Genomic DNA, 26,099 nt, shown 5'->3' with positions numbered 1-26,099 from the left:
GGGGACCGTCCCACCGGGCGCCGCCCGCCACACCACCGCACAGGAGGAGTCCGCCGCCATGACGCATTCACTGGAGTTGCCCGCCCGCGCGGCCAAACCGCGCACCAAGGGGCTGACGATGGTCATCGACAACGGGGCCCCGGTCCGCTGGTTCGAGGACGCCGTCGCCAGCGCGGCGGACTTCATCGACCTGGTGAAGTTCGGCTGGGGCACCGCCCTGGTCACCGCCGGGCTCAAGGAGAAGACGGAGACCCTGCGGCAGCACGGCGTCCCCTACATGTTCGGTGGCACCCTCTTCGAGATCCACGTCCTGCAGGGCCGGTTCGAGGAGTACCGCGCCCTGTGCCTGGAGCGGGGCTGCGGCCACGTCGAGGTGTCCGACGGCACCATCGACCTCGACCCCGCGGAGAAGGCCCGGTGCATCACCCGCCTGGCGGCGGACTTCACCGTCGTCTCCGAGGTGGGCTTCAAGGACCCGCGCCGCTCGGAGACGTTCGCCCCCAGCCAGTGGCTCGGCGCGATCCACCGCGACCTGGACGCCGGCGCGGCGGCGGTGATCCTGGAGGCGCGGGAGAGCGGCACCAGCGGGATCTGCCGTGCCGACGGCGAGGTGCGGTTCGGCCTCATCGAGGACGTGCTGGACGCCGGGCCGCCGGCGGACCGGCTGGTCTTCGAGGCGCCCACCAAGGAGTTGCAGACCTACTTCATCCGGCGCGTCGGGGGCGACGTCAACCTGGGCAACATCGCGCTGACGGACGTCATCGCGCTGGAGACCCTGCGGCTCGGGCTCCGCTCCGACACCCTCTCCCTCCCCGGCGCCCCGGCGGGAGGCCCCCGGTGAGAAACCCCGCCGACGCCTGCCACATCGCCGTCCCGGCCCGTGACCTGGACGCCGCCGCGCACTTCTACAACACCCTGCTGGGCTGCCCGCTGGCCCGCCGGCGCGACGACCGCGTCACCTTCGACTTCTTCGGTGACCAGCTCGTGTGCCACCACGCCCCGGACGAGCCCGCCGTGGACCGGCCCCATCTCTACCCCCGCCACTTCGGCGTGACGTTCCGGTCCCGCGCCGACTTCGACGCCCTGCTGCGGCTGGTGGCCCTGCGCGAGGTCCCGGTGTTCCGGGAGACCACCACCCGCTTCGCGGGGACCGCCGAGGAGCACAGCACCCTGGTCCTCACCGATCCCTCCGGGAACCTCCTGGAGTTCAAGCACTACACCGACGCGCGGATGATGTACTGACGGCCCCGTACCCACCGGCCCCGTACCCACCGGCCTCGCGTACCTACCGGCCTCGCGGCCCCACCGGCCCCGCGGCGCGCCGGAGCCTCCCGCGCGGAGCGCCCGGGCGGGCCGGGAACGGCCCGGACGGCCACTCCGTCCGGGCCGTTCCGGCCGCGCCGGCCCGCCGCGGATCGCGGGAGCCCCCTCAGGGCACCCGCACCGTCCGCAGCTCCCGCGCCTGGGCCACCCGGGCGCAGCCGGCCAGCCCCAGCGCGTCCCGCACCTCGTCCGCGAGCAGGTCCAGCACCCGCCGGACCCCCGCCTCACCGGCGGCCGCCAGCCCCCACGCGGGCGGGCGCCCCACCAGCACACCCGAGGCACCCAGCGCGAGCGCCGCCAGGACGTCCGCCCCGCCGCGCACCCCGCCGTCGACCAGCACCTCACACGGGGTGCCGGACGCGCCGACGGCCTCGGCCACCCCGGGCAGGGCGTCCACGGCCGGCACCGCGCCGTCGAGCTGGCGCCCGCCGTGGTTGGAGACCACCACCGCGTCGGCGCCGAGCCCGGCGGCCCGTGCCGCGTCCTCCGGCGCCAGCACGCCCTTCACCAGCAGCGGCAGCCGTGTCGCGGCGCGCAGCGCCTCCAGGTCGGACCAGGTCACCGCCGGGGAGAAGGTCTCCGCGGTGTGCGCGGCCACCGCCGAGCCGGCCGACGGCCGGTGCGCCGAGGAGGCCCCGCCGCCCAGATGCGCGGCGCGCACCCCGGCCGGCAGGGCGAACCCGTTGCGTGCGTCCCGCAGGCGCCGCCCCATCCACGGCACGTCCACGGTGACCATCAGCGCGGCGCAGCCGGCGTCCTCCGCCCGCCGCACCAGGTCCAGCGTGCGGCGCCGCTCCCGCAGCCAGTAGAGCTGGAACCACACCGTGCCGCCCACCGCCGTCACCTCCTCCACGGGCACGCTGCTCAGCGTGGCGACCGTGAAGGGCACCCCGGCCGCCCGCGCCGCCCGCGCCGTGGCCCGCTCCCCCTCGGGGTGGAGCAGGCGCTGGTAGGCGACCGGCGCGACCGCCACCGGCATCCGCACCGGCCGGCCCAGCAGGGTGCTCCGCGCGGAGCAGCCGGAGACGTCGCGGAGCACCCGGGGGACGACATGGAGCCGGTCGAAGGCGCGTTGGTTGCCGTCCCGTGACCGCTCACGGCCGCTGCCGCCCGCGACGAAGTCCCGTACCGCGGCGGGCAGGACGGCCGCCGCGGCCCGCTCGGCGTCCGCCAGGTCCCACAGCGTGCCGCCGGGGGTGTCCCCGTCCGGCACGCCACCGCCCGCGCCCTCCCGGTCCCGGCGCGCGGGGGGAGGAGAGGGCGCGGCGGCGGGCGCCGGGGTCTCACCGCGGGGCACGCTGGCCCGTCCGCTCCAGCTCCACAGCCTCGTACAGCGCCTTGATGTTGGCGCTGCCGAAGGTGCGGGCGCCCTGACGCTCGATCACCTCGTGGAAGAGGGTACGCCGGGGGTGCGTGGAGGCGGTGAAGATCTGGAAGAGCTGGCCGCCGTGGTCCTCGTCCACGAGGAGGTGGGTGGCGCGCAGGTCCTCCAGGGTGTGGGTGCGCAGCCCGATCCGCTCGCCCAGCAGGTCGTAGTAGGTGCCGGGGGTGCGCAGGAACGCCACCCCGCGGCCGGCCAGCGCGCGCACCGCGCCCACGGCGTCCGCGCTGGAGAAGGCCAGATGCTGGACGCCCGGCCCGTGGTGGCCCTTGAGGAAGTCGTCGATCTGCCCCGGCTGGGACCGCGGGTCCGGCTCGATCAGCGTGAGGGTCACCGCCCCGGCCCCCGCGCTCTGCACCACCTTGGACTCCATCGCCTGCACGCCGACTTCGATCCGCTCGGCGTAGATCTCCCGGAAGCCCAGGGCGCGTTCGTAGAAGCGGGCGGTCCCCACCAGGTCGCCGGCGTCCAGGCAGACCGCGATGTGGTCGACGTCGAGCAGCCCCACCCCGGTGGCGGGCGACTCCGCGGCGCCCGGTACGGGGACGAAGCCGGGCGGCAGGCCGGGACCCTCACCGGGGGCGCGTTCGACGAGGGTGTGCACCACGTCCCCGAACCCGCCCACGGCGGCGGTGACCGCGGGCTGACCGCCGCCGTGCCGGGCCGGCTCCCGGACGGGACGGGCGCCCGCCGCCACCGCCGCCGCGAAGGCCCCGGCCACGTCGGTGGTGCGCAGCGCGATGTCGGCCACCCCCTCGCCGTGCGTGGCGACGTAGGACGAGGCGGGGTGGGAGGCGGAGTCCGCCGCGGTGACCACCAGGGTCGTCCGCCCCTGGCGCAGGGCGGCGCCGCGCGAGCCGCCGGACCCGCGGGTCCCGACGACCGTGAAGCCGTAGCCGTCCACCCAGCCGGACACCGCCGGCTCCAGGTCCTCGACGTACAACTCGACGTAGTCGATCGCCAGGCCGTCGAGCGCGGCCTTCGCTGGCGGAAGTGCGGGCAGAACCGTCATGGGAGCCCCCCCGGGCGAAGAAGGAGAAGAACGAGGCGGATTCCGGCGCGCCGGCCCCGGCCGGAACGGACACCGCAGGAGCGGGACATGGCCTCCGGTGGCGTTCCCGGAATCCGCCGAACCGGTTCCGGGAATTCCCCCGTCGTGAAACCGGGGTGCCGGGAGGCGAATCGCCGGCGCGTGACCCCTGCGGCCGGAATTCCGCCGTGCGGCCCGATGGTATGCCCGTGCCGGGGGCGGCGCAGCTGTCAAGGACCATCCGTGACCGGGCCACGCGGCAGGGGAATTCCGGAGGCGCGCGCCCATTGCCGCCGCCGGTGCGCGGGACGATGCTGAGGACGCGGCACCGGGGGAGGTCTCGCACGGGACCGGCCGCGCGCCCTTCCTTCCCCGCGCCGTATCCGTATGCCATATCCCGATGGCCGTATCCGATGGCCTATCCGCTGTCCCGTTTCCCGGCCGTACCGGAGAAGGAATGACGCCGATGGATGTTCTGCATGACGTTCCGCGATCGGAGAATCCGCCCGCCGCACTGCGCGCGGACACGCTGCACTCCTCGCTCGGCGACGCGTCGATGGAGTCCATGAACCTGCTGAACGAGATCGCCGACACCTACCCCACGGCGGTCTCCTTCGCCGCGGGCCGCCCGTACGAGGGCTTCTACGACGTGGAGCGCCTGCACGACCACCTGCGCGTGTACTGCGACCACCTGCGGGACGACCGGGGCCTGACGGAGCGGGAGGTGGCCCGCACCCTCTACCAGTACGGCGCCACCAAGGGGATCATCGCCGACCTGGTGGCCCGGAGCCTCGCCGTGGACGAGGGCATCGAGACCACCCCCGAGGCGGTGGTGGTCACCGTCGGCTGCCAGGAGGCGCTGTTCCTGGTGGCGCGGGCGCTGCGCGCCGACGACCGCGAGGCGGTGCTCGCCCCCAGCCCCACCTACGTCGGCCTGACCGGCGCGGCGCTCCTCGCCGACCTGCCGGTGATCCCGGTCCGCAGCCACGAGGCGGGCATCGACCTCGACGACCTGGTGACCCGGTTGCGGCGGGCGCGCGCCGCCGGGAGGCGGGTCCGCGCCGCCTACGTCACCCCCGACTTCGCCAACCCCGTGGGCGTCAGCATGCCCGTGGCCGCGCGCCGCCGGTTGCTGGAGATCGCCGCCGCGGAGGATCTGCTGCTGCTGGAGGACAACGCCTACGGCCTGCTCGGCGGCGCGTCCGGCCGCCCGCCGACGCTGAAGTCGCTCGACCGCCACCGGCGGGTGGTCTACCTCGGATCCTTCGCCAAGACGGGACTGCCCGGCGCCCGCGTCGGCTACGTCGTGGCCGACCAGCGCGTCCTCCCCGGCGGCGGGCCGGTGCCCGGGTCCGGGGCCGGGGGAGCGGGAGGGGACGGGGACCGGGCCGGCGGCGGTCCCGGCACGCTCCTCGCCGACGAGCTCGCGAAGCTCAAGAGCATGCTCACCGTCAACACCTCGCCCGTCGCCCAGGCGCTGATCGGCGGCAAGCTGCTCGCCCACGGCTGCAGCCTCGCCGAGGCCAACCGGCGGGAGACGGAGATCTACCGCGGCAACCTCCGGCAGGTTCTCGACGGGCTCGGACGGCGGCTGGGCGAGCTCCCCGGGGTCCACTGGAACACCCCGGCCGGCGGGTTCTTCGTGGTGCTCACGGTCCCGTTCACCGTCGACGACGACCTGCTGGAGTACGCGGCCCGCCGGCACGGCGTGCTCTTCACCCCCATGCACCACTTCTACGGCTCCACCGCGGGCTTCCACCAGCTGCGGCTGTCCGTCTCCGCGCTGACGCCCGACCGGATCGAGGAGGGCCTGGACCGGCTGGCCGCGCTGATCACCGCGTGCCTGCCCGGGGCCGGTTCCCCGGTACGGCGGCTGCCGGGGGGTGCGGCGTGAGCCTGCGCACGCTCGCCGTCGTCGGCACGGGCCTCATCGGCACCTCGGTGGCGCTCGCCGCCACCCGCGCGGGGCTGACGGTCTACCTCGCCGACCGGGACGAATCCGCCGCCCGCACCGCCGCCGCGCTGGGCGCCGGCCGGGCCGAACGGCCGGAGGCGCCGGTGGACCTCGCGGTGCTGGCGGTGCCGCCCGGCCAGATCGCGCCGGTGCTGGCCACCGCCCAGGCCCGGGGGCTGGCCCGTGGTTACACCGACGTGGCGAGCGTGAAGGCGCGTACCGAACGGGAGGTCCTGGCCACCGCGCCCCACCCGTCGCACTACGTCGGCGGGCACCCGATGACGGGCCGCGAGTGGTCGGGGCCGCTCGCCGCCCGCCCGGAGCTGTTCCGCGACCGCACCTGGGTGCTCACCCCCACCCGCGTAACGTCCAAACAGGTCTTCGACCGCACCCTGGACCTGATCGCCCTGTGCGGCGCCGTTCCCCGCGTCATGCGCGCCCGGGCGCACGACGATGCCGTGGCCCTGACCTCCCACACCCCGCACCTGGTGGCCAGTCTCATGGCGGCCCGGCTGGCCGGCATCGGCGCCGGGACGGCCCATCTCGCCGGGCAGGGACTGCGGGACGTCACCCGGATCGCCCGCGGCGACCCCCGGCTGTGGACCGACATCCTGGCCTCCAACGCCGCCGCCGTCACGGCCGTCCTGGCCGAACTCCACCGGGACCTGGACGGCCTGCTGGCCGCCCTGCGGGAACTGGCCGGCGCCGGCGGCGCCCGGGGCACGCCGGCCGGCGACGGAGCCCTGACGGAGTTGCTGGGCCGTGGTGTGGCCGGACTGGCCGGGCTGGACGAGGCGCGTTCCGCACGGCCCGCCGACGGTCCGGACGGGCATGCCGGCGGCGGGCGGAACGCCACCGTCCCCGGCGCCGCGCCGCCGGGCGGCACCCCGTACCGGAGCCACCTCGACATCCCGCTGACCGGCCGCCCCGGCGAGCTGTCCCGGCTCCTCGGCACCACGGCCGCCCTCGGCGTCACCCTGGAGGACACCTCCGTCCGGTGCGCGCCCGGACGGGGGAACGCCCTGGTCGTCCGGCTCACCACCGAACCGCCGCTGGCCCGCTCCCTGGCCGCCCGGCTGCGTGCCGAGGGCTGGCCCGCCGGGGACGGTCCCGTCACGCCCGCCGCACCGGCCGCGCCCCGCGCGCCGGGGGACGGCGCGCGCCGGGACGGGGCCGGCCGGAACGGTACCGTCAGGGACGCCACCGTCAGGGACGCCACCGTCAGGGACGCCACCGTCAGGGACGCCACCGTCCGGGGTCATACCCGGCGGGACGTGCCGGTTCTCCCGGCGGCGGGCGGCCGGTGAGCGCCGCGCCCGGCCGGGGCCCGCCCGCCGCGCCGGGGGGTTCGGCGCGGCGGTGGGCCTGCCGCCACTGTGCTCCCCGCGCGGTAACACCGTGGTGACAACTCCTGTGCCCGCCGTGTGACCGGTCCCGGCGTAGAACTGGGCGCCATGGTCACCACATCGAAGCCACACGTCCTGAAAACCCTGGCGGTGGCGTCGGCCCTGCTGGCCGGCGCGCTGCTCAGCGGCTGCTCCGACGACTCCTCCGCCGCCCCGTCCGAGAACGCCGGGGGTGGCGCGAGCGCCTCCCCGGGCAGCCCCTTCGACCAGGCTCTCGCCTTCTCCCAGTGCATGCGCGACAACGGGGTGCCCGGCTTCCCCGACCCGCAGCAGCAGGAGGGCGGCGGCATCGCGCTCAGCCCCGGCGACGGCAACGTCGACCCCAACTCGCCCGAGTTCTCCACCGCCCAGGAGGCCTGCCGCGACAAGATGCCGCAGGGTCAGCTCGGCGGAGGCGGCGCCGGCGCGGGCGGCGGGGAACCGCTGGACTCCGCCAAGGTCGCCGCCTGGGCGCAGTGCATGCGCGACAACGGCCTGCCGAAGTTCCCCGACCCGGAGATCAACGGCAACAGCCTCGGCATCGACTTCGCCGGTTCCGGCATCAACCCGGGCGACGACACCTTCCAGCAGGCCCGCGCGGCCTGCCAGGACAAGTGGCCCGGCGGCGGCGTGACGATCTCCGGCGGCGGCGCGCGGTGACCGCGCCGGACGGGACCCGTGAGCGGGGCGGGGAGGCGCCCGGCGAGCCGCGCGGCGACACCACCGCGGCCCTCGAGGTGCGCGGCCCCCGCGAGATGACCGACCGGGCTGCGGGAGAGACCGCCCCCGGCGGGACACCGGACGCCGCCGGCGCCCCGCGGGACCTGACCCCGCGTGACGAGGGAGGGGGCGGCGGCGATGCGGGCGGCGGCGAGGGCGGCGAGGGCGGTTCCGGGGACGGCGCCGGCCGGTCCGCCGGACGCCGCCGGAGCCCGCTGCGCACCTCGGCGCTGGTCGCCGCCGCGGTCACCGTGGTGGCGGCGGCCGGTGCCGCCGCCACCGGCGCCTTCGGCGGCGACGGCGGTGGCTCCGCGAGCGCGGCCCCCGCCGGCCCGCCGAAGACCACCGAGGTGAAGCGCACCACCCTCACCCGGACGGAGTCCGTGAACGGCCGGCTGGGGTACGGGGAGGCGACGGCCGTGCAGGCCCCGGGCGACGCGGGAGCAGCCGGGCAGGCGGGGCAGCCGGGACAGGGCGGCGCCGGCGGCGGGGCCGCCGACATCATCACCTGGGTGCCCGCCGACGGGGACACGGTGAAGCGCGGCGGCACCGTCTACCGGGTCAACGAGCGCGAGGTCCCCCTCCTCTACGGCGCCACGCCCTTCTACCGCACGCTGGAGACCGGCAGCGAGGGCAAGGACGTCGAGATCCTGGAGCGCAACCTCGCCGAACTCGGCTACGGCGGATTCACCGCCGACAAGCGGTTCACCGCCACCACCGCCGAGGCCGTCCGCCGCTGGCAGGACGACCTGGGCCGGCCGGAGACGGGCACGGTGCGCCCCGGGGACGCCGTGGTCGCCCCCGGTGCCCGCCGCGTCGCCGATGTGAAGACCTCGCCCGGCGCCCTGCTGGGCGGGACGATCCTCACCTGGACCGGGACCGAGCGGATCATCGGCGTCGATCTCGACGTGCAGTACGAGGACCTGGTCGAGAAGGGCACCAAGGCCACCGTCACCCTCCCCGACGACTCCACCGTCGAGGCGGAGGTCACCGGCGTCGGCACGCTCTCCGGGCCGGAGGACGGCGCCGGCGGCGAGGGCGCCCCCGGTGGCGGCACCGGCCAGGAGGCCGACCCCACCCTGCCCGTCGAGCTGAGAGCCGACGAGCAGAAGGGGCTCGGCCGCTACCAGGCCGCGGCGGTCCAGGTCACGCTGAAGGCGGAGACCCGGGAGAACGTGCTCGCCGTGCCGGTCAACGCCCTGGTGGCCGAGCGGGGCGGCGGTTACGCCCTGGAGGTGGTGGGCGAGGACGGCACGGTGGAACGGCGCCCGGTGAAGCTCGGCCTGTTCGCCGACGGCATGGTCGAGGTGTCCGGCAAGGGCGTCGGCGCGGGAACGGTCGTGGGGGTGCCCCGGTGACCGTCTCCCCCCGCCCGGTGGTCGAACTGTCCGGCGTCGGCAAACGGTACGGCGAGGTCACCGCCCTGAGCGGCGCCGACCTGACCGTTCACCGCGGTGAACTGCTCGCCGTGGTCGGCCCCTCAGGCTCCGGCAAGTCCACGATGCTCAACATCATGGGCACCCTGGACCGGCCCACCACCGGCACCGTGCGCATCGGCGGGCACGACGTCGCCGGTCTCACCGACCGGGAGCTGTCCGCGCTCCGCGCCTCCACCATCGGCTTCGTCTTCCAGCAGTTCCACCTCGCACCGGGCGTACCGGCGCTGGACAGCGTCGCCGACGGGCTGCTCTACGGCGGGCTGCCCCGCGCCGAACGGCGCCGGCTCGCCGAGCGCGCCCTGCGCCGGGTGGGCCTCGGGCACCGGCTGTACCACCAGCCGCACCAGCTCTCCGGCGGCGAGAAACAGCGGGTGGCCATCGCCCGCGCGGTGCTCGGCGACCCGCCGCTGCTCCTCGCCGACGAGCCCACCGGCGCCCTGGACTCCCGTTCCGGCGCGGTGGTGATCGAGCTGCTGTACGAACTCCACCGGGCCGGCACCACCGTCGTGGTCATCACCCACGACCGGGACATCGCGGCCTCCCTCCCCCGCGAGGTGCGGGTCCGGGACGGCCGGATCGAGCACGACTCGGCCCTTCCGGGAGCAGGGGCCGCCGCTTCCGCCCCGGTCCCGGTCCTGGCCGCCGGGGAGGGGACCCGATGACGCTGCTGAACGAGGCACGGGAGCCGTCGGCCCCGGCGCCGCCCCGGCCCCGGCCCGCCCGGATGACCCCGGCCGACGTGGTGCGCGTGGGCGGCTCCGGGCTCCGCTCCCGCCCGCTGCGGGTGTTCCTCTCGGCGCTCGGCATCGCCATCGGCATCGCCGCGATGGTCGGCGTGGTCGGCATCTCCACCTCCAGCTCCGAGGACCTCGACCGGCGGCTGGCCGCGCTGGGCACCAACCTGCTCACCGTCAGCCCCGGGCAGTCCTTCGGCGGTGGCGCCGCCCATCTGCCGGCGGAGTCCGTGGAGATGATCGCGGGCATCCCGGAGGTCGAGTCGGCCTCCGCCCTCGGCCGGACGAAGGCCAAGGTCTACCGGAACGACCACGTCCCCCGGGAGGAGACCGGCGGCCTCACCGTGTACGCGGCCCGCACCGACCTGCCGGCCACGGCCGGCGCGGAGATCGTCGACGGCCGCTGGCTGAACGGCGCCAACCGGAACTACCCGGCGGTGGTCCTGGGCCCCAAGGCCGCCGAGCAACTCGGCGTCTTCCGGGCCGGCTCCGGCACCCAGGTGTACCTCGGCGGCCACCGGGTCACCGTGGTCGGCCTGCTCGCGCCCAACGAACTGGTCCCCGACCTGGACTCGGCCGCGCTCGTCGGCTGGCCCTTCGCCGAGGAGGAACTGGACTTCGACGGCTATCCCACGACGGTCTACACCCGCGCCGAGGAAGCCTCCGTGGCCGACGTCCAGTCCGTCCTGGGGGCCACCGCCAACCCAGAGAACCCCAGTGAGGCGAACGTCTCCCGGCCCTCCGACGTGCTCGCCGCCAAGCAGGCGACCGACGACACCCTCAGCGGCCTGCTGCTGGGGCTCGGTGCGGTGGCCCTCCTCGTCGGCGGGGTGGGGGTCGCCAACACCATGGTCATCTCGGTGCTGGAGCGCCGTTCCGAGATCGGTCTGCGGCGGGCCCTGGGCGCCACCCGCGGGCAGATCCGCAACCAGTTCCTCTGTGAGGCCCTGCTCCTCTCCGCCCTCGGCGGACTGGGCGGGGTGCTGCTCGGCATCGCCGTCACCTCCGGCTACGCCACGTACCAGGGCTGGCCCTCGGTGGTGCCGGCGTGGGCGATGGCGGGTGGCGTCGTCGCGACGCTGGTGATCGGCGGACTGGCCGGCTTCTATCCGGCCGTCCGCGCGGCCCGGCTTCCTCCCACCGAGGCTCTGGCCACGACCTGACCCCGGACCGCGGTGCCCTCACAGGCCCTCACATCCCCCGCGGGCCGTGAGGGCACCGCTCCGCGCGGGCGCGGTTCTCCCGGCGCCGGGGGGCGCCGGGCGCACCGCGTCCGCGCAGGGACGTGCGCCGGCCGGGGTCACGTTCCCCTCCCGATGTCCTGCCGAGGGGACGTGACCCCGGCCTGCGCACGGACGAGGCGGCCGATCCGGGAACCGGAATCCGGAACCGGAATCCAGGGCGCGTCGGCCGGGGAAGTGCACCTGAGGCCGGCCGTCGAGCACGGGAGGAATTCCCCGCGGAATTCCCGGAGAAGAACTCACCCGTGACCGGAGCACGGACGGGGGAGCCACGCCGTTCAGGCGGGAAAGGCATCCGTGCCCGCCGTTCGGCCGCGACCCTTCCACGGGTGACGGAAAAGCAGCCGCGGCGGAACCGGGAAGATCGGGAATGGGCCCGCGCCGAACGGGGACGGCGGACCGGATGATTCGGCGCCGTGCGCCATGGCCGGGACACCTCCGTGCCATTCCCCGCGACCCGGCACGGTGATTCTCGAACTCCCGTGGATGTCCAGTCCATTCGGGGACATGACGCTGTTCCGCCGCGAGGCGACTGCCGTACTCTCGGCGCATGACCGAGCCCCAGGGAAAGACCGACGACAGCGCCCTCTACGAGCTGCTCGGGGCACAGCGCATCGGCACGCTCGTCACCCTCAAGCGCGACGGCCGTCCCCAGCTCTCCAACGTGGGGTACGCCTACGACCCGGAGAGCCGCCTCATCCGCATGATGGTGACCTACAACCGGGCCAAGACCCGCAATCTCCGCCGCGATCCGCGCGCCACCTTCTTCGTCACCAGCCCCAACGGCTTCTCCTACATGGCCGCCGAGGGCACCGCGGAGCTGACGCCCATCACCACGGACCCGCACGACGCCGTCGCCGACGAACTGGCCGTGGTGTTCCGCGGGTTCCAGGGCGAGCACCCCGACTGGGAGGGGTTCCGCGCCGCGATGGTGGCCGAACGGCGTCTGGTGATCCGGCTCCCCGTGGAGAAGGTCTACGGCTCCGCCGGGAAGCGGGTCCTGGCCGGCAGCCGCCCCGCGCCCGGGGACGGCGCCGCGCGGGGCCCGGGTCTCCAGCTCGGCCGGGGGCCCATGCCGCAGGCCGGGCAGGGGCCCGGCCCGGGCATCGGCCCGGAAGGGCCCGGCGGCATCATGGTCGGCTGAACCGGCCGGGCGCCTTCCGGCTGCGCACGGCCGTCCCGCCGGTCACGGCACCGAACGGGCGGCGCGGCCCTGCCCCCGGCCACCGCCGTCCCGCCGCTCCGGTCCCGTCGCCCGCCGTGCCCCCGCACGGCGGGCGCGCCCGTGCCCGGCCCCTTCCTCCTCCCGGCCTTCCCGCCCGGCGGGAGGACGCCGGTTCCCCCGCCGCCCACGGGTGCCGCCCCGGCCCGGGGGCGCCGGCCCCCGGCAGCCTGACCGGGTGGCCACGTCACGGCGGCCGGGCCGACCGGCGGCTGTCCGCACCGGTCACGCTCTCCCGTGAGCCGTGAGCCGTGAGCCGTGAGCCGTGAGCCGTGAGCCGGGGCCATTGGCCGTGCCTGGTTCACGGCGCGCCCGCCCCGGCTGGGCCATTGGCTCATCCGATCCATCCGCGGTTGAGCCGATGGGCGCCCAGGTGCTCTCATGGAGTGGTCGATGGCGCTGCGGACCTCCGCGGCGCCTTTTTCGTGCCACGCCGTGCGGCCCGCCGCTCGCGTTCCGTGGCGGTGAGAGGAAGGACCGGCGTGCTGAAGAGGATGTTCGTGGCACCGGACCCGGGGCGGCTGCGGCTGCGCAACGCCCTGCGGGCCGTCCTGGGCATCGGCCTGGCGGTGGGCGTCTCCCTGGCCGCCGGGCATCCGCTCACCGCGGTGATCGCCGGGGGTCTCGCCGCGCTGCTCGCCCTCTTCACCGTCACCGACGCCACGGTCCGCGCCCAGGCGCTGACCACGGCGCTGCTCCCCGTCGCCGGGTTCCCGGTGCTCGCGCTGGCGGCGGTGGTGCACGGCCATCCGCTCCTGCGTGACGCCGCGTTCCTCGCGGTCGTCGTCGCCGGGGTCTACGCCCGCCGCTGGGGGCCGCGGGGGAACGCCCTGGGCATCTTCGCCTTCATGGCGTTCTTCGTGGCGCAGTTCCTCCGCACGGAGCCCGCGCAGCTCCCCGCCCTGTACGCGGCGGTGCTGCTCGCCCTCCTCTCGGCCTCCGCGGTCCGCTTCGGGCTGTGGTGTCACGAGCGGCGGTCGGCCCCGCCCGTGGTGGAGCCCCCGCCGGCCGGAACGGGCCGGGCACGGACGACCACCCGCCAGGCGGTGCAGGCCGGGGCCGCCGTGCTGTTCGCCCTCGCGGCCGGGCAACTGCTCTCCGCGGAGCGCTGGTACTGGGCGGTGGGCGCCGTCTGGTGGGTCTTCGTCAACACCACCTCGCGCGGGGAGACCCTGGTCCGCGGCTTCCGGCGGGTCGCCGGCACGGTGCTCGGCGCCGGCCTCGGTCTCCTCCTGGCCGTGCCCGTGGCGGGAGATCCGCTGCCCACCGCCGCGCTGGCCGCCGTCTGCGTCTTCACCGTCTTCTACGCGGCCCCCGTCTCCTACACGTGGATGATGCTGGCGGCGACGCTGCTGGCCGCGCTGCTCTACGGGCTGCTGGACGTCCTCGACCCGGCGCTGCTCCTCCTCCGGCTCGCCGAGACCGGTGTGGGGGCGCTCGGGGCGGCGCTCGCGGTGCTCCTCGTGCTGCCCGTCACCACCCACGCCACCACCGACGCGTGGATCCGGCACGCCCTGCGCCAGGTCCACCGGTGCACGGCCGAGGCCGCCGCGCGGCTCGCCGGCTCGGCGGACGCGGACCCCGCACCGCACATCGCCCGGCTGGAGGCGCTGCTCGGCCGGGTCCGGCTGTCGCTGGCGCCGCTGGTGCACCCGCTCAACCCGCTGCGCGCCCGCCGGCGCCGGGCCCGGCAGGTGCTGGACCTGCTGGACGTCTGCGCCCGCGAGGTGCGCGGGCTGGCCGCCGTGGCCGCCGATCCGGAGGCCTCCCACGACGCCCGCCTGACCCTCGCCTGCCGCCGGGTGGAGGACGCCGTCGAGGCTCTGACCGGCCCTTCCGCCGTCCGTGGCCCGGCGGCTCCGCCCCCGGCGCCCGCGCCGGAGCCCGGGGCGGGGACGGCACTGGCCCACCTCGACGGCCTGGAGAAGGCGCTCCGCGGACTCGCCGCGCCGCTGGGGGACCCGCCCCGCGGTGCCCTCGCCCGCGCCTGAGGGCCTTCCGCCGCGGGTCCGCGCGGGAGGGCGTCCGCACCGGCCGCCGGGCCCGGGAACGACCGGAGGGGCGGCACCGTCCGGTGCCGCCCCTCCCGGGGTCGTTCCTCCGGCCGGTCCCCGGCCCGCCGCCGGGGCGGCGGGGCGACCGGTTCCGGCCGGTGCGTCAGCGCGGGCCGCCCTGGGCCCGGGGCCGCGGCGTGATACCCAGCACGGCCGCGTACTGCGAGAGCACCAGCTTGCCGACCGCCGGGTAGGCGCCGAGGGCCTCGCCCGAGGTACAGCCGGCCTCCTCCGCGGCTGCCTCCAGGAGCCCTTCCGGCAGCTCGGGGCCGATCAGGTAGGGAGCGAGCGCGAGCTGGCCGGAGCCGGAAGCGCGCAGTTCGCCGGCGGCCTTCGTGATGGAGCCCTCGACGTCCAGCGCCGCCGCGAGCACCGGCACCGCGAGCCGGGCCGCGAGCAGCATCCCGGTGATCCCGGCGGCCTGGACCGCCTCTTCCCCGCCGACCGTGGCGAGGATGATGCCGTCGGCCGCGGTGGTCACCGTGAACAGCCGCGCCCGGTCGGCCCGGGCGAGCCCGGCCTCCGACAGCCGGACGTGCAGCGCCTCCGCCAGCAGCGGGTGCGGGCCGAGCGCGTCGGTGAGTTCGGCGGAGGTACGGCTGTCCATGACGGCCTGGCGGATACGCCGGGTCAGCGCGCTGTCCGGGCCGGCGAGCAGCGGCACCACCACGGTGTCCGGGGCGGCCGGGTCTATCGCCGGGGTGCGCACCTCGGCGCCCGCCGCCTCCTCCACCCCCTCGGGGTCGCCGGTCTCCTCGCGGGCCGCGGCGGCGGCCCGTTCGAGCCGGGCGGCACGGTCGGCCGCCGCCTGGGAGAGCACGGCCGACAGGGCGGGGAAGTCGTCCTCACCGCCGTCCACGTAGCCGATGTGGGCGTGCACGCCGGGCAGCTCGGACCGGGCGATGCTCACGACCTCCTCGGCGAGGGCGCGGGAGGCGGCCGTGGGCCTGCCGGGCACCGCCAGCACCAGCGCGGGGGCACCCTCGGGCGCCGCCAGCGGCTCGGGTTTCCGGTGCCGGCCGGACTGGCGGGGACGCGGCATTCGTACGGGTAGGCCGGGCGCGGGCCCTGTGGGGGTGCTCATGGCGCCGCATGTTAACCCTTTGACGGACTTTGGTGCTCGGGGAGGGGGCGGTCGAGTGTGGATCGTCCGTATTCGTCCAGGCGTTCCTCGGATCGGGGACGCGGGGCCGTTCGCCGGGGTCTCAGAGGCCGGTGTGCAGGGTGAGCATCCGCTCGTCGGCGGGGAGCCGCAACGTGTCCGTGGCGAGGGCGCCGGCGAGCCGCAGAGCCCCGTCGAGCGGGCCGCCCTCGGCGGGCACCGGGCGCGCCGAGGGGACCAGCGCGGCCAACTCCGCGCGGGCCGGCACCAGCAGCGGGTCACCGAGGGCGAACAGGCCGCCGGTGAAGGCCACCGGACAGCCCGTCACCGGCGGGCACACCGCGGCGGCGGCCTCCGCGATGTGGCGCGCGGCGGTCCGCAGGATTCCTGCCGCCACCGGGTCGCCGTCGGCGCAGGCGGCCACCTCGGGCGCGAACGAGGCGAGGACCGCGGCCCGGTCGGGGCGCGGGTAGAGCAGCCCGGGCAGGCCGGGCGGCGGGCCGAACACCGCCTCCAGCCGGGCCAGCAGCGCCCGTGACCCGCCCCGCCGGCCGTCGTACGCGCGCAGCGCGGACTCCAGGCCGGCCCGCCCGATCCAGGCACCGCCCCCGCAGTCGCCGAGCAGATGGCCCCAGCCGTCGGCCCGCCGCCAGCCCCCGCCGGTCCCCGCGGCGCGGGGGGAGTCCGGGGCGTCCGCGGGCGGAGGACCCGGGGTGAGGGCGCCGGGACGGGCGGGCGGTGCGGGCGCCGTGTCCATCGGGGGAGCCGGCGGTGCCGGAGACGGCGCGGTGGGTCCGCCGTCCGCGCCGGGGCCCGCGGCACGGCCCGGGACGGCGTCCGGGGCGGGACCCGGGTCCGCGCCCAGGGCGATCATCCCGGTGCCCGCGGCGACCACGGCCCCCGCCCGCTGGCCCAGCGCGCCGACGTAGGCGGTGACGGCGTCGGCGGCCAGCGCGAGCCGCCGCACACCCAGTTCCGTGGCGAGCGCCTCCGGCAGCCGGTCGCGCAGGTCCCCGCCGAGGGTGGCCATGCCGGCCGCGCCGATCGCGACCGCCACCACCGCGGGATCCCCGGCCGGCGGGCCGTCCCGCGCCGTGTCTTCGGCGTCTTCGGCGTCGGTCCCGGCGGCAGCCGCGCCGCTGCCGGCGGCCTGGGCGAGCAGGCCCCGGACGGCGGGCAGCAGCCGTTCCAGGAACTCCCCGGCGTCGATGCCGCGTGGCCCGGTCCGCACCGGCCCCGTCCGCACCGGCCCGGCGGGCGGCCGGTCCCCTCCGGCGCGTGCCAGCGCCACCCGCAGGCCCGAGCCGCCCGAGTCGACCCCCACCACCCAGCCACGCCCGCCGCTCACGGCAGGCGCCAGTCGACCGGCTCCCCACCCTGCCGCAGCAGGAAGTCGTTGGCGCGGCTGAACGGCCGGGAGCCGAAGAAACCGCGATCGGCCGACATGGGGGAGGGGTGGGCCGATTCCACCGCGGGGTACTGGCTCAGCAGCGGGCGCACGTTCCGCGCGTCCCGCCCCCAGAGGATGCCGACCAGTGGCCGGCCCCGCTCGGAGAGCGCCCGGATCGCCTGCTCGGTGACGGCCTCCCAGCCCTTGCCCCGGTGTGCCGCCGGCCGGCGCGGGGCCGTGGTCAGCGCCCGGTTGAGCAGCAGCACCCCCTGACGGGTCCAGGGGGTCAGGTCACCCGAGGACGGCCGGTTCACCCCGAGGTCCTGCTGCAACTCCCGGAAGATGTTCTCCAGACTGCCGGGCAGCGGACGGACCTCGGGCGCCACCGAGAAGCTGAGCCCCACCGCGTGCCCCGGGGTCGGATACGGGTCCTGCCCGACGATGAGGACCCGCACCTCCTCGAAGGGCTGCTGAAAGGCTCTCAGCACGTGCGGGCCCGCGGGCAGATAGGTGCGCCCGGCGGCGATCTCGGCGCGGAGGAACTCCCCCATCGCGGTGATCTGCCCGGCGACCGGGTCCAGCGCCTTGGCCCAGCCCGGTTCGACGATCTCGTTCAACGGTCGTGCAGCCACGGCCGGTCACTCTACTGCCCCGCCGCGCCGGGGCGCCGCGGCCCCGCCCCCGGGCGGCGGGGCACGCGCCTCAGCCGATCACCGCCGCCCGGACACAGAGGATGTCCGGCAGGTGGGAGGCGAGCAGGTGCCAGCTCTCGCCCTCGTCCGCGCTCGCGTACAGCTCGCCGTTGCGGTTGCCGAAGTACAGGCCCACCGGATCGGCGTCGTCGGCGCAGAGCGCGTCGCGCAGGACCGGCCCGTGGTGCTCCTCCCGGGGCAGGCCGGTGTCGAGCGCCTGCCAGCTCCCGCCCGCGTCCGTCGTGCGGAAGACGCGGCAGCGGCGCCCTGCGGGGACCCGGTCCGCGTCGGCGTTGAGCGGGAAGACATAGGCGGTCCCGCCCCGGCGGGGATGGGCGACCACGGGGAAACCGAAGTCCGAGGGGAGCCCCTCGCCGATGGACGTCCAGGTCTTCCCCGAGTCCTCGCTGCGGAAGACCCCCCAGTGGTTCTGCAGATACAGCCGGTCGGGGTCGGCGGCGTCCCGCGCGATCTTGTGCACGCACTGCCCGAACTCCGGGGCGGGGCCGGGCAGGAAGACCGCCGAGATCCCGGTGTTCGACGGGGACCAGCTCGCGCCGCCGTCCTCCGAGCGGAACACGCCGGCGGCGGACACCGCGACCGTCACCGCCCGCGGATCCCGCGGGTCCACCAGGACGGTGTGCACGGCCTCACCGCCGCCGCCCGGCATCCACCGCTCCCGCGTCGGGTGCTCCCACAGCGGGCGGACCAGCTCGAAGGTCTCCCCCGCGTCGGAGGAGCGGAAGAGAGCGGCGGGTTCGGCACCCGCGTAGACCACGTCCGGCTCCGCCGGGCCCGCGGGCTGCAACTGCCAGACCCGCTCCAGCGAGGCGCCGGTGTCCTCCGGGAAGCGGACGGCGGGCCGCTTCGGCTCCTGCCAGGAGGCCCCGAGGTCGTCGGAGTGGAAGACGGAGGGCCCCCAGTGCGCGCTGTCCCCGCCGGCGAGCAGCCGGGGAACGGGACCCGGGCGGGGCAGGATCCCCACCGAGTGGACGGCCTGGGCGGTGAAGTGCGGGCCGTCGAACTCCCAGCCCCCGGCGGATCCGCCGGACGGGCCCCGACGGCGGGCGAGGAAGAGGCCTTTGCGGGTTCCCACGGCGAGCAGGACCTCTGGCGCATCGGACATGGCGGCACCTCCGCGAACGGTCGGGTTCAAGGTGCGCCACAGTCTGTACCTCGCCACTGACAATCCGCCCCGCGACGGCGCGTCCGGGCCGGCCCGCCCCGCGCCGTCGCGGGGCGGGAGGGGCCGCCGGCCTCCGGTTCACGCGCGGCCCGCCGCCCGGGGGAGCCGGCGTGACGCCCCGCCCGCCGGCCCGGCGCCCGGCGGTCACCGGGCGCCCCTCGCTCCGTGCCGCGTGGCGGTCGCGCCCGGCGGCCGCGGGGCGGCGACCCGCCTCACAGATCCCGCATCCGCCTGATCTCGGCCGACTGCTGAGCGCCCATCTCGGTGGCCATCTCCTCGACCGTCACGTCGGCGCCCGCCCCCAGCACCTCGGTGGCCATGGTGACCGCGCCCTGGTGGTGGGTGGTCATCAGTTTCACGAAGAGCTCGTCGAAGGCGCCGCCGCGCGCCGCCGTCAACTGCTTGATCTGCGCCTCGGTTGCCATCCCGGGCATCCCGGCGTGGTCACCGCCGTGTTCTGTGTGCTCCCCGGCTTCCCCGGCTTCCCCGTGTTCCCCGTGTTCCCCGTGGTCCCCCTGCCCGCCGCTCTTCTCCTCGCGCGGCAGGTCATGGCGGTCCAGCCAGCCCTCCATCGCGCCGATCTCGGGCTTCTGGGCGGCCGTGATCCGTTCGGCGAGCTTGCGGACGCCCCGGGAGCCCGCGCGCTCCTCCGCCAGCGCCGAGAGGGTCAGGGCCTGCCGGTGGTGGACGATCATCATGCGGACGAAACGGATGTCGGCGGCGTTGGGCTCCGCCTCCCGGGCGCCCTGCTTCCGCGCCTCCTCGGGGGAGAGGGTGCGGGCCTCCTCGCCCGGCCGGCCGGGCGCCACCACCGAAGGACGGCTCCCCTCCGCCGCGGATGCGCCGGAGTCCTCCGACTCGCAGGCCGTGAGGGCGAGAACGGCGACCGCCGCCGTGAGGGCGAGAGCCGGCGGGCGGACGCGGCCCGCCATCCTGCGGTGGTTCACGGGACCTCCAGACCGGAAACGGATTGTTGCAGTGCGAACATATCTTCGTTTAACCGCTGTCGAGAAGCCATGCCGGTGGCCATACTGCGGGATGCGACCGTTCGACCGAACGGTGGACGAGGGAGGTCTCAGTTGACGTCGGTGCACAGACCCCATGTGCGGCGCAGCCGTCTGGGCGTGGCCGTGGCGGCTTTCGGGCTGCTCGCCACGTTCCTGGCGGCCGGGCCCGCGGCCGCGACGCCCGACCCCGGTGACGCGCCCGGCGGGCAGCGGATGTCGAAGAGCCAGGAGGCCGAGACCCGGGAGGGCATCGGCAAGGGCGACATCCCGGGTGTGGACGAGATCGTCCACAGCAAGAACATCAAGCATCTCGCCAGCCTCGGCAAGGGCTCCCTCGGCAGCCTCAACACCGACCTGGCCTTCCAGGGCCGTTACGCCTTCGGCGGCAACTACGACGGCTTCACCATCTATGACATCGGGAACCCCCGCTCCCCGAAGATCGTGAGCCAGGTCCTCTGTCCCGGCGGGCAGAACGACATCTCCGTCTCCGGGAATCTGCTGTTCCTCTCCACGGACTCCTCACGCAGCGACGACTCCTGCTCCAGCACGTCGCAGCCGGCCACGGAGAAGTCCTCCTGGGAGGGCATGAAGATCTTCGACATCAGCGACAAGCGGAACCCCCGTTACGTCGCCTCCGTCGAGACGGCGTGCGGCTCGCACACCCACACCCTCGTGCCGGACAAGAAGGACATCTACCTCTACGTGTCCTCCTACTTCCCTAGCGAGGACTTCCCGGACTGCCGGCCGCCGCACGACGGCATCTCCGTGGTGAAGGTTCCGAAGGCCAGCCCCGAGCGCGCCCGGGTCGTCGACTTCCCCGTGCTCTTCCCCGACGGCGGCAACCCCGGCACGGAGAAGGGCAGCCTGGAGACCTCCGGCTGCCACGACATCACGGCCTTCCCCGCGAAGCGGCTGGCCGCCGGCGCCTGCATGGGCGACGGCATCCTGATGGACATCTCCGACCCCGCACGGCCCCGCGTCGTCGAACGGGTGCGGGACGACGAGAACTTCGCCTTCTGGCACTCGGCGACCTTCAGCGAGAACGGCAGCAAGGTCGTCTTCACCGACGAACTCGGCGGTGGCGGCGGCGCGACCTGCAACGCGGAGGTCGGCCCGACCCACGGGGCCAACGGCATCTACGACCTCAAGGGCCGCGGTGACCGCAGCGAGCTGGTCTTCCGCAGCTACTTCAAGATCCCCCGCCACCAGGCGGACACCGAGAACTGCGTGGCCCACAACGGCTCGCTGATCCCGGTCAAGGGCCGCGACATCATGGTCCAGGCCTGGTACCAGGGTGGCGTCTCGGTCTGGGAGTTCACCGACTCCTCGCGCCCTAAGGAGATCGGCTACTTCGAACGCGGACCGCTCTCCACGGACGTGCTCGAAGTCGGCGGTTCGTGGTCCGCGTACTACTACAACGGCCACATCTACTCGAACGACATCGCGAAGGGCTTCGACGTCCTGCGCATCGACGACCCGCGGACGGCGGGCGCCGAGCGGGTGCGCCTGAACGAGCTGAACGTGCAGACGCAGCCCGACTACCGCTGAACCGCGGCACGCGGAAGGGTCCCGCCGGGCGGCTCCTCGCCCGGCGGGACGCCGAGTTCCCAGCGCAGCCCGTAGCGTTCGAACAGCTCGGCGCGCAGCCGTTCCGCCGGCATCGGCGCGCCCGGCAGCAGTACCGCCACCACCGCGCCCATGAGCAGGGCCCGCAGCAACGGGTAGTCCACCTCCGGGTGCGCCGAGCCGTACCGGACGACCGTGTCGCTCAGCATCGCCGCCAGCCGCTGCTGTTCGGGACACTGCACGAAGCCCTCGGCGGTGAGGATGCCCGCCATGTGGGTCCGCATCAGCGTGGGGTGGTCGCGGGCGAGGCCCAGGACGGCGTCGATGGCCCGCGCGAGCCGCTCCTCCCCGTCCTCCGTGCGCGGTTCCCGCTCCAGCGCCGCCTCCAGCGTCCGGTGCATCAGCCGGTGCACGGCGGACTGGAGCAGCTGGCGCTTCCCGGGGAAGTAATACGAGACCAGACCGCGGGCCGAGCCCGCGTGGTCCGCGATGTCCGCCAAGGTCGTGGCGTCATAACCCCGTTCGTCGACCAGCTCCACCGTCGCCTGCAGCAGCCGCTCGCGGGAACGGCGGCGCAACTCTTCATTGACCGATGCGCTGCGCGGGGACATGCTGTAACTCCTGCGTTGACTGGCTGCGAGCCAATATACTCAGCGCGCAGGTGCCTCTGGCCTGTTCAGAGGGTTCCGGACGGACTGCCGTCTTCGGGCGACGCGGGGGATCGCCCGAAGACGGCAGTCCGTTTCCGGCACCGGTACGGGGACCGGCACCGGACCTAGCTCAGCCGAGACGGGCCGGCACCGCCCGCAGCCCGTCCGGGCGTTCGGCCACCGGCAGCGGATCCACCAGCTCCACCGCGCAGCCCAGCGCCGCCGCCGCGCCGTCGGTCCGGGCCTGGTCGCCCACCATCAGCGTCTCCTCCGGGGGCAGGCCGAGTGCGTCGCAGGCCGCGCGGAACAGCCGGGCGTCGGGCTTGGCCACGCCGTGCTCGTACGACAGGACGTAGGCGTCCACGGAGTCGTGCACGCCGTACTCCCGGAAGATCGGGCGCAGGTCCCAGCCCACGTTCGACACCACGGCGACGCGCGCACCCCGCTCCCGCACCGCCCCCAGCACCGCGGCCGTGTCCGGGTAGGGCGTCCACGCGGCGGGTTCCATGTGCCGCTCGTAGAGCGCGTCGTACGCCTGCGGCCAGGGCAGGTCCACCTGCCGGGCGAGCCGGGTGAAGAGTTCGCGGTGGCTCTCCGCGTCGCTGTCCCGCGCCTCCCAGAGCCCGGCCAGCTCCGGGGGGATCGACTCCGGGGTCGAACCGCCGGGCAACGCGCCCACCCGCGCCAGCTCCGCCGCCCAGCCCAGCAGCTCGGACTCCGGCAGCCCGATGCCCAGCCGCTCCAGGGTGACCCGCAGCCACCGTTCGACGGACTCGATCCGGAAGAGCGTGCCGGAGAAGTCGAAGAGCACTCCGTTGATCGCCATGGCCGTGATCATGGCCCGGTGGTCCCGCCCGTTCAAGGGTTTCCGGACGTTGCGCCGCCGCGTCTTCGCCGCCGGGCACGCAGAATCGCTCAGGGCCGGCCCGGAGGGTCCCCGCCGGGCCCGCGGCCGGGGGTGAGCGCCACGACGGTGAACCAGGCCAGACAGGCGCCGAACAACCAGCCGCCCAGCACGTCCGAGGGCCAGTGGACCCCCAGGTACAACCGGGTGAACCCGACACCGAGCACCGAGACCACGGACACCACCACACCCACCGCCACCAGCGCCCGCGGGGCCCCGAACCGCCAGGCCAGCCAGGGCAGCAGCACACCGGCCACCGCGGCGGTCATGGCGTGCCCGGAGGGGAACGCGGCGTAGTGCGCCGAGTCCACCGGGTCGGGCCACACCGGGCGCTCCCGTCCCACCAGCGCCTTCATCCCCTGCTGCACCACGGAGGAGACCACCAGGGCGATGAGCACCCCGGCCGCGGCGGCCCGGCCGGCGCGCGGCCACCGCCACAGCACCAGGCCCGCCGCGAGCACCACGGCCAGCCGCAGGGTCCACGGGTCCCACACCCAGTCGGTGAACACCCGGCTGACCTGGGTCGGACCCGGATGGCGCACCGCGGACGCGTGCAACTCGACGGCGATGCCGCGGTCCAGGGTGAGCAGGGGCGCCCAGCGGGCCACCACCAGCGCCAGCAGCACCACGGCGGCCAGACCGCACAGGACGGCCGCGGTGAGGGCGGCGGAGGGCCTGCGGAGCCGGTCCGCGGCGGCCGTTTCCGGGGTGCGCGGGGCGCCCGGGGTTCCCGGGGTGGAGGAGGTCCGCATGGACTGCATCCTGGCCGCGAAAGCGCCCGGGAAACCAGCGCCCCGGCCGGAACCCGGCGCGCGGGACCGGCCGCGTCCGCCGCCGGCCCGGGCGCGGCCCAGGCGTGGCTGCCCGCCGTGGGAGGGGCGACGTCCGGGCGGCGGACGCCCCGGGCGCTCTTCCCCGCGCGGTGCGGCGGGGGTCAGCGCAGCGCGCTGAGACCGGGGACGAAGACGAGCAGCAGCGGCACCACGGGGACGAGCGCCGCGGCCGCCGTCAGCCGCAGCCGGCGGACCGGGCTCAGCCGCGGGCGGGCCGCGAGCAGCCGGTCCACCCGGTGCGGCAGCTGGGCCTGGGGTGTGGGGGCGGCGCCGAACACCCCGCGCTCCTCGTTGAGTCCGACCAGCGCGAGCGCCGTCGTCAGCCGGCCGTGGCGGCGCGAGGCGGCGTCGTCGGCGGCCAGCTCCACCAGCCGGTGCACCTCGTCCCGGAACGAGGCGAACACCGGCACCCGCGGGAAGCCCGCCGCGAGCGCCGCGGAGCAGTGCAGCAGCCAGTCGTGGTGGGCCCGCGCGTGCCCCTGCTCGTGTGCCGCGAGGGCGTCGAGCTGCCGGGGGCCCAGCTTGCGGAGCGCCGCCGTGGTGATGACCAGCCGGGGCGGGGCGCCCGGCAGCCACCAGGCACCCGGCCGCTCGCCCTCCAGGACGACGAGACGCTCACCGGCCCCGGCCGTCCCGCCGTCCGTGGCGGTGGTCGCCGCTTCGCCCGGCAGCAGCGGGGAGCGCGCGAGCAGCTCCGCGCGCCTCCGGCGGCGTTCCCCGCGCGTCCGGAACACCTCGCGGGTGAGCATCGCCGCGCTCCACACCCCGGCCGCCGCCAGGACCGCCGCCACCGCGCCCGACCAGGGCCCGTACCCGCCGAAGGCGTACGCCTCCACCACACCGTGCGGTGCGGGGGCGAACACATGGCCGCGCACCAGCTCCCAGGTGGCCGAACCCGTCAGCGCCATCGCGAGCACGGCGCACAGCAGCACTCCGGAGACGACGCACTGCCACAGCCACAACGCCACCACCGGCTCCCGGTCCGGCCACTGCGCGCGGGCCAGCAGACGCGGGGCGAGGGCCGCGGTGAGCCCGCCGAGGACCAGAAGCACGAGCGGGAGCATCATGGGGCCAGCCTATGAGCAGCGGCCCGGCACCACGTAGGCCGTCCGGCCCGAAAGTGAGGGACGCCACGGCGGACCGGCCCGCCGGGCTTCCGCCGTCCCCGGGCGGACAGCTCCCCGGGAGGCGACGCCGCCGGAGGGGGCCCGGCGCCCCGTGGCCGGGAAGACCCACCGGTTCGCGGCGTACGGTTCGCGGCCCCCTGCCCGGGGCCTCCGCGGCCTCCGGCCGGTGGCCCCCTCCCGTCCCGCGCCGGGCCGCCGCGCTCCGCCTGGGACCGGGTGGACGCCTCCGCCGGCGCGACGGTCAGGGTCCGGCGTATCACCCGGGCTTCCTCGCCCGTGCTCCGGAAGGGCACGGGAGGCGCGCTAGAGAAGGGTCAGCAGCATGACCGCCATGGCCAGGGCCATCGCGATCCCGGCGGCGTCGAGCCCGGCTCCGGCCCCGGCGTCCGCCCCGGCCCCGGCCCCGGCGCCGGGACGGGAGGGGACGGGCGCCGGGGCCGGAGCCGCCGTATCCGGCCGGGGTGAGGGCGCGCGGCCTCCCGGCGCCGTGGCGGGCCGAGGTGCCGGCCGCAGTACCGTCCCCAGGGCGTAGAGCGCGAAGTAGGCCACCAGGGCGCCGGTCAGCAGGGACCAGCCGCCGGAGAGCCCGGCCGCGTGCCCGGCGTGTCCGGTGGCGTGCACGGCGTCCGTGGCGCTCGTGGCCGTCGAGGCCGCGGTGGGGTGCCCGGCGTGTGCGCCGGGGTGCCCAGCGCTTCCCGGCGCGGAAGCGGCGGACGGGACGAGGGCCATGTACACCATCGCGGCCGAGGCCACCGCGTGATGGCCGTGGGAGCGGGCCCGGCGCGCAGCCCCGCGGCCGGTCACTCCGCTTCCGCCACCGTCCCGGCGGACGGCCGCGCGGGCGCACGCCAGCGCCGACACCGTGCCGAGCGCCCCGAACACCACGGCGAACACCGGCGGCAGCCACGGCTGTCCCGCCACCGGGGCGAGCGGAACCGCCATCACCGCCATGCCGAGCCCCATCAGCGCCCCGTCCACCGCTCGCCACCGCGCGCCGGGCTCCGTGCGCGGCCGGGCCAGGCAGTGCGCGGCTGACACCGCGCACTGAGCGGTCAGCAGCCAGCCGATCAGCGGTGGCCCGTGCACGGCGCCCTCCCCGGCGGGCCGTGCCCGGCGGCCCCCGCCGGCGCCTCACCGGCCCTGCGGGGAGTGATGCCCG

The 26,099-nt window shown here is 76.1% G+C and carries 22 protein-coding genes and 1 pseudogene; 11 read left to right on the top strand and 12 right to left on the bottom strand.

Going from position 1 to position 26,099, the window contains the following annotated elements; genetic code table 11:
• The first annotated feature begins 58 nt into the window (after positions 1-58).
• Positions 59-841, top strand: a complete 783-nt coding sequence (locus HCK00_RS25300) for a phosphosulfolactate synthase (protein WP_168104357.1) — start codon at positions 59-61, stop codon at positions 839-841.
• Complete coding sequence (locus HCK00_RS25295; protein WP_168104356.1) at positions 838-1,242, top strand: VOC family protein; 405 nt, start codon at positions 838-840, stop codon at positions 1,240-1,242. The genes HCK00_RS25300 and HCK00_RS25295 overlap by 4 nt, the downstream gene beginning before the upstream one ends.
• Positions 1,243-1,429: 187 nt before the next feature.
• Here the strand turns inward: HCK00_RS25295 and HCK00_RS25290 are convergent, their stop codons facing one another.
• Positions 1,430-2,536, bottom strand: coding sequence for an alpha-hydroxy acid oxidase (locus HCK00_RS25290; protein ID WP_168104355.1), 1,107 nt, complete (start codon positions 2,534-2,536; stop codon positions 1,430-1,432).
• 70 nt (positions 2,537-2,606) lie between these two features.
• A complete protein-coding gene (gene hppD, locus HCK00_RS25285; RefSeq protein WP_168104354.1) occupies positions 2,607-3,716 on the bottom strand; it encodes a 4-hydroxyphenylpyruvate dioxygenase in 1,110 nt (369 codons plus the stop codon).
• A 484-nt stretch (positions 3,717-4,200) separates the two neighbouring features.
• Here hppD and HCK00_RS25280 point away from each other — a divergent pair, with 484 nt between their 5' ends.
• From HCK00_RS25280 to HCK00_RS25245, 8 genes and pseudogenes are all read left to right on the top strand, one after another.
• Complete coding sequence (locus HCK00_RS25280) at positions 4,201-5,628, top strand: aminotransferase-like domain-containing protein (protein ID WP_168104353.1); 1,428 nt, start codon at positions 4,201-4,203, stop codon at positions 5,626-5,628.
• Positions 5,625-6,995 (top strand): prephenate dehydrogenase, encoded by a 1,371-nt coding sequence (locus HCK00_RS25275; protein WP_311765484.1) that lies wholly within the window; start codon positions 5,625-5,627, stop codon positions 6,993-6,995. The genes HCK00_RS25280 and HCK00_RS25275 overlap by 4 nt, the downstream gene beginning before the upstream one ends.
• Positions 6,996-7,142: 147 nt before the next feature.
• Positions 7,143-7,733, top strand: a complete 591-nt coding sequence (locus tag HCK00_RS25270) for a hypothetical protein (protein ID WP_168104352.1) — start codon at positions 7,143-7,145, stop codon at positions 7,731-7,733.
• Entirely contained in the window at positions 7,730-9,151 is a 1,422-nt protein-coding gene (locus HCK00_RS25265) for a peptidoglycan-binding protein (protein ID WP_311765483.1), read from the top strand. Before HCK00_RS25270 ends, HCK00_RS25265 begins: the two co-directional genes overlap by 4 nt.
• Entirely contained in the window at positions 9,148-9,894 is a 747-nt protein-coding gene (locus tag HCK00_RS25260) for an ABC transporter ATP-binding protein (protein WP_168104351.1), read from the top strand. The genes HCK00_RS25265 and HCK00_RS25260 overlap by 4 nt, the downstream gene beginning before the upstream one ends.
• Entirely contained in the window at positions 9,891-11,129 is a 1,239-nt protein-coding gene (locus HCK00_RS25255) for an ABC transporter permease (RefSeq protein ID WP_168104350.1), read from the top strand. Before HCK00_RS25260 ends, HCK00_RS25255 begins: the two co-directional genes overlap by 4 nt.
• A 628-nt stretch (positions 11,130-11,757) precedes the next feature.
• Positions 11,758-12,189 (top strand): annotated as a pseudogene (locus HCK00_RS25250) (PPOX class F420-dependent oxidoreductase); the annotation flags it as partial.
• A gap of 722 nt (positions 12,190-12,911) precedes the next feature.
• On the top strand, positions 12,912-14,420 hold the full coding sequence (locus HCK00_RS25245) for an FUSC family protein (RefSeq protein WP_168104348.1): 1,509 nt from the start codon (positions 12,912-12,914) through the stop codon (positions 14,418-14,420).
• Between the two features lie 166 nt (positions 14,421-14,586).
• On the opposite strand, the gene HCK00_RS25240 is transcribed toward HCK00_RS25245, so the two are convergent.
• From HCK00_RS25240 to HCK00_RS25220, 5 genes are all read right to left on the bottom strand, one after another.
• Positions 14,587-15,567 (bottom strand): sirohydrochlorin chelatase, encoded by a 981-nt coding sequence (locus HCK00_RS25240; protein ID WP_168104347.1) that lies wholly within the window; start codon positions 15,565-15,567, stop codon positions 14,587-14,589.
• Positions 15,568-15,688: 121 nt separating this feature from the next.
• Positions 15,689-16,933, bottom strand: a complete 1,245-nt coding sequence (locus tag HCK00_RS25235) for a BadF/BadG/BcrA/BcrD ATPase family protein (RefSeq protein ID WP_311765482.1) — start codon at positions 16,931-16,933, stop codon at positions 15,689-15,691.
• Positions 16,930-17,607: a uracil-DNA glycosylase gene (locus HCK00_RS25230; protein WP_168104346.1), complete on the bottom strand. Its 678-nt coding sequence runs from the start codon at positions 17,605-17,607 to the stop codon at positions 16,930-16,932. The genes HCK00_RS25235 and HCK00_RS25230 overlap by 4 nt, the downstream gene beginning before the upstream one ends.
• Before the next feature lie 70 nt (positions 17,608-17,677).
• Positions 17,678-18,793: a WD40/YVTN/BNR-like repeat-containing protein gene (locus tag HCK00_RS25225; protein ID WP_168104345.1), complete on the bottom strand. Its 1,116-nt coding sequence runs from the start codon at positions 18,791-18,793 to the stop codon at positions 17,678-17,680.
• 272 nt (positions 18,794-19,065) lie between these two features.
• Positions 19,066-19,800, bottom strand: a complete 735-nt coding sequence (locus HCK00_RS25220; protein WP_168104344.1) for a DUF305 domain-containing protein — start codon at positions 19,798-19,800, stop codon at positions 19,066-19,068.
• A gap of 132 nt (positions 19,801-19,932) precedes the next feature.
• Here HCK00_RS25220 and HCK00_RS25215 point away from each other — a divergent pair, with 132 nt between their 5' ends.
• Positions 19,933-21,408: an LVIVD repeat-containing protein gene (locus HCK00_RS25215; RefSeq protein WP_168104343.1), complete on the top strand. Its 1,476-nt coding sequence runs from the start codon at positions 19,933-19,935 to the stop codon at positions 21,406-21,408.
• On the opposite strand, the gene HCK00_RS25210 is transcribed toward HCK00_RS25215, so the two are convergent.
• From HCK00_RS25210 to HCK00_RS25190, 5 genes are all read right to left on the bottom strand, one after another.
• The gene (locus tag HCK00_RS25210; RefSeq protein ID WP_168104342.1) at positions 21,399-22,037 is read right to left on the bottom strand and encodes a TetR/AcrR family transcriptional regulator; all 639 of its coding nucleotides are present in this window, start codon (positions 22,035-22,037) and stop codon (positions 21,399-21,401) included. The two genes, HCK00_RS25215 and HCK00_RS25210, sit on opposite strands and share 10 nt — an antisense overlap.
• Positions 22,038-22,206: 169 nt before the next feature.
• A complete protein-coding gene (locus HCK00_RS25205; RefSeq protein WP_168104341.1) occupies positions 22,207-22,902 on the bottom strand; it encodes an HAD family hydrolase in 696 nt (231 codons plus the stop codon).
• Positions 22,903-22,991: 89 nt separating this feature from the next.
• Complete coding sequence (locus tag HCK00_RS25200; RefSeq protein ID WP_168104340.1) at positions 22,992-23,732, bottom strand: phosphatase PAP2 family protein; 741 nt, start codon at positions 23,730-23,732, stop codon at positions 22,992-22,994.
• 182 nt (positions 23,733-23,914) lie between these two features.
• Positions 23,915-24,880 (bottom strand): M56 family metallopeptidase, encoded by a 966-nt coding sequence (locus HCK00_RS25195; protein WP_168104339.1) that lies wholly within the window; start codon positions 24,878-24,880, stop codon positions 23,915-23,917.
• A gap of 363 nt (positions 24,881-25,243) precedes the next feature.
• Positions 25,244-26,026, bottom strand: a complete 783-nt coding sequence (locus tag HCK00_RS25190; protein WP_168104338.1) for a DUF5134 domain-containing protein — start codon at positions 26,024-26,026, stop codon at positions 25,244-25,246.
• Positions 26,027-26,099 lie beyond the last annotated feature (73 nt).

This window comes from Streptomyces zingiberis (assembly GCF_012034935.1).
GTDB lineage: Bacteria > Actinomycetota > Actinomycetes > Streptomycetales > Streptomycetaceae > Streptomyces > Streptomyces zingiberis.
Note: the sequence above shows the minus strand (reverse complement) of the source record. Positions and strands in the feature narration are given on the sequence as shown.

Bases quoted from the DNA above. Each gene is read 5' to 3' on its own strand.
- HCK00_RS25300 (WP_168104357.1), top strand. From the start codon at position 59: ATGACGCATTCACTGGAGTTGCCCGCCCGCGCGGCCAAACCGCGCACC.
- hppD (WP_168104354.1), bottom strand. From the start codon at position 3,716: ATGACGGTTCTGCCCGCACTTCCGCCAGCGAAGGCCGCGCTCGACGGC.
- HCK00_RS25280 (WP_168104353.1), top strand. From the start codon at position 4,201: ATGGATGTTCTGCATGACGTTCCGCGATCGGAGAATCCGCCCGCCGCA.
- HCK00_RS25270 (WP_168104352.1), top strand. From the start codon at position 7,143: ATGGTCACCACATCGAAGCCACACGTCCTGAAAACCCTGGCGGTGGCG.
- HCK00_RS25255 (WP_168104350.1), top strand. From the start codon at position 9,891: ATGACGCTGCTGAACGAGGCACGGGAGCCGTCGGCCCCGGCGCCGCCC.
- HCK00_RS25240 (WP_168104347.1), bottom strand. From the start codon at position 15,567: ATGAGCACCCCCACAGGGCCCGCGCCCGGCCTACCCGTACGAATGCCG.
- HCK00_RS25225 (WP_168104345.1), bottom strand. From the start codon at position 18,793: ATGTCCGATGCGCCAGAGGTCCTGCTCGCCGTGGGAACCCGCAAAGGC.
- HCK00_RS25210 (WP_168104342.1), bottom strand. From the start codon at position 22,037: ATGTCCCCGCGCAGCGCATCGGTCAATGAAGAGTTGCGCCGCCGTTCC.
- HCK00_RS25205 (WP_168104341.1), bottom strand. From the start codon at position 22,902: ATGGCGATCAACGGAGTGCTCTTCGACTTCTCCGGCACGCTCTTCCGG.
- HCK00_RS25200 (WP_168104340.1), bottom strand. From the start codon at position 23,732: ATGCGGACCTCCTCCACCCCGGGAACCCCGGGCGCCCCGCGCACCCCG.
- HCK00_RS25195 (WP_168104339.1), bottom strand. From the start codon at position 24,880: ATGATGCTCCCGCTCGTGCTTCTGGTCCTCGGCGGGCTCACCGCGGCC.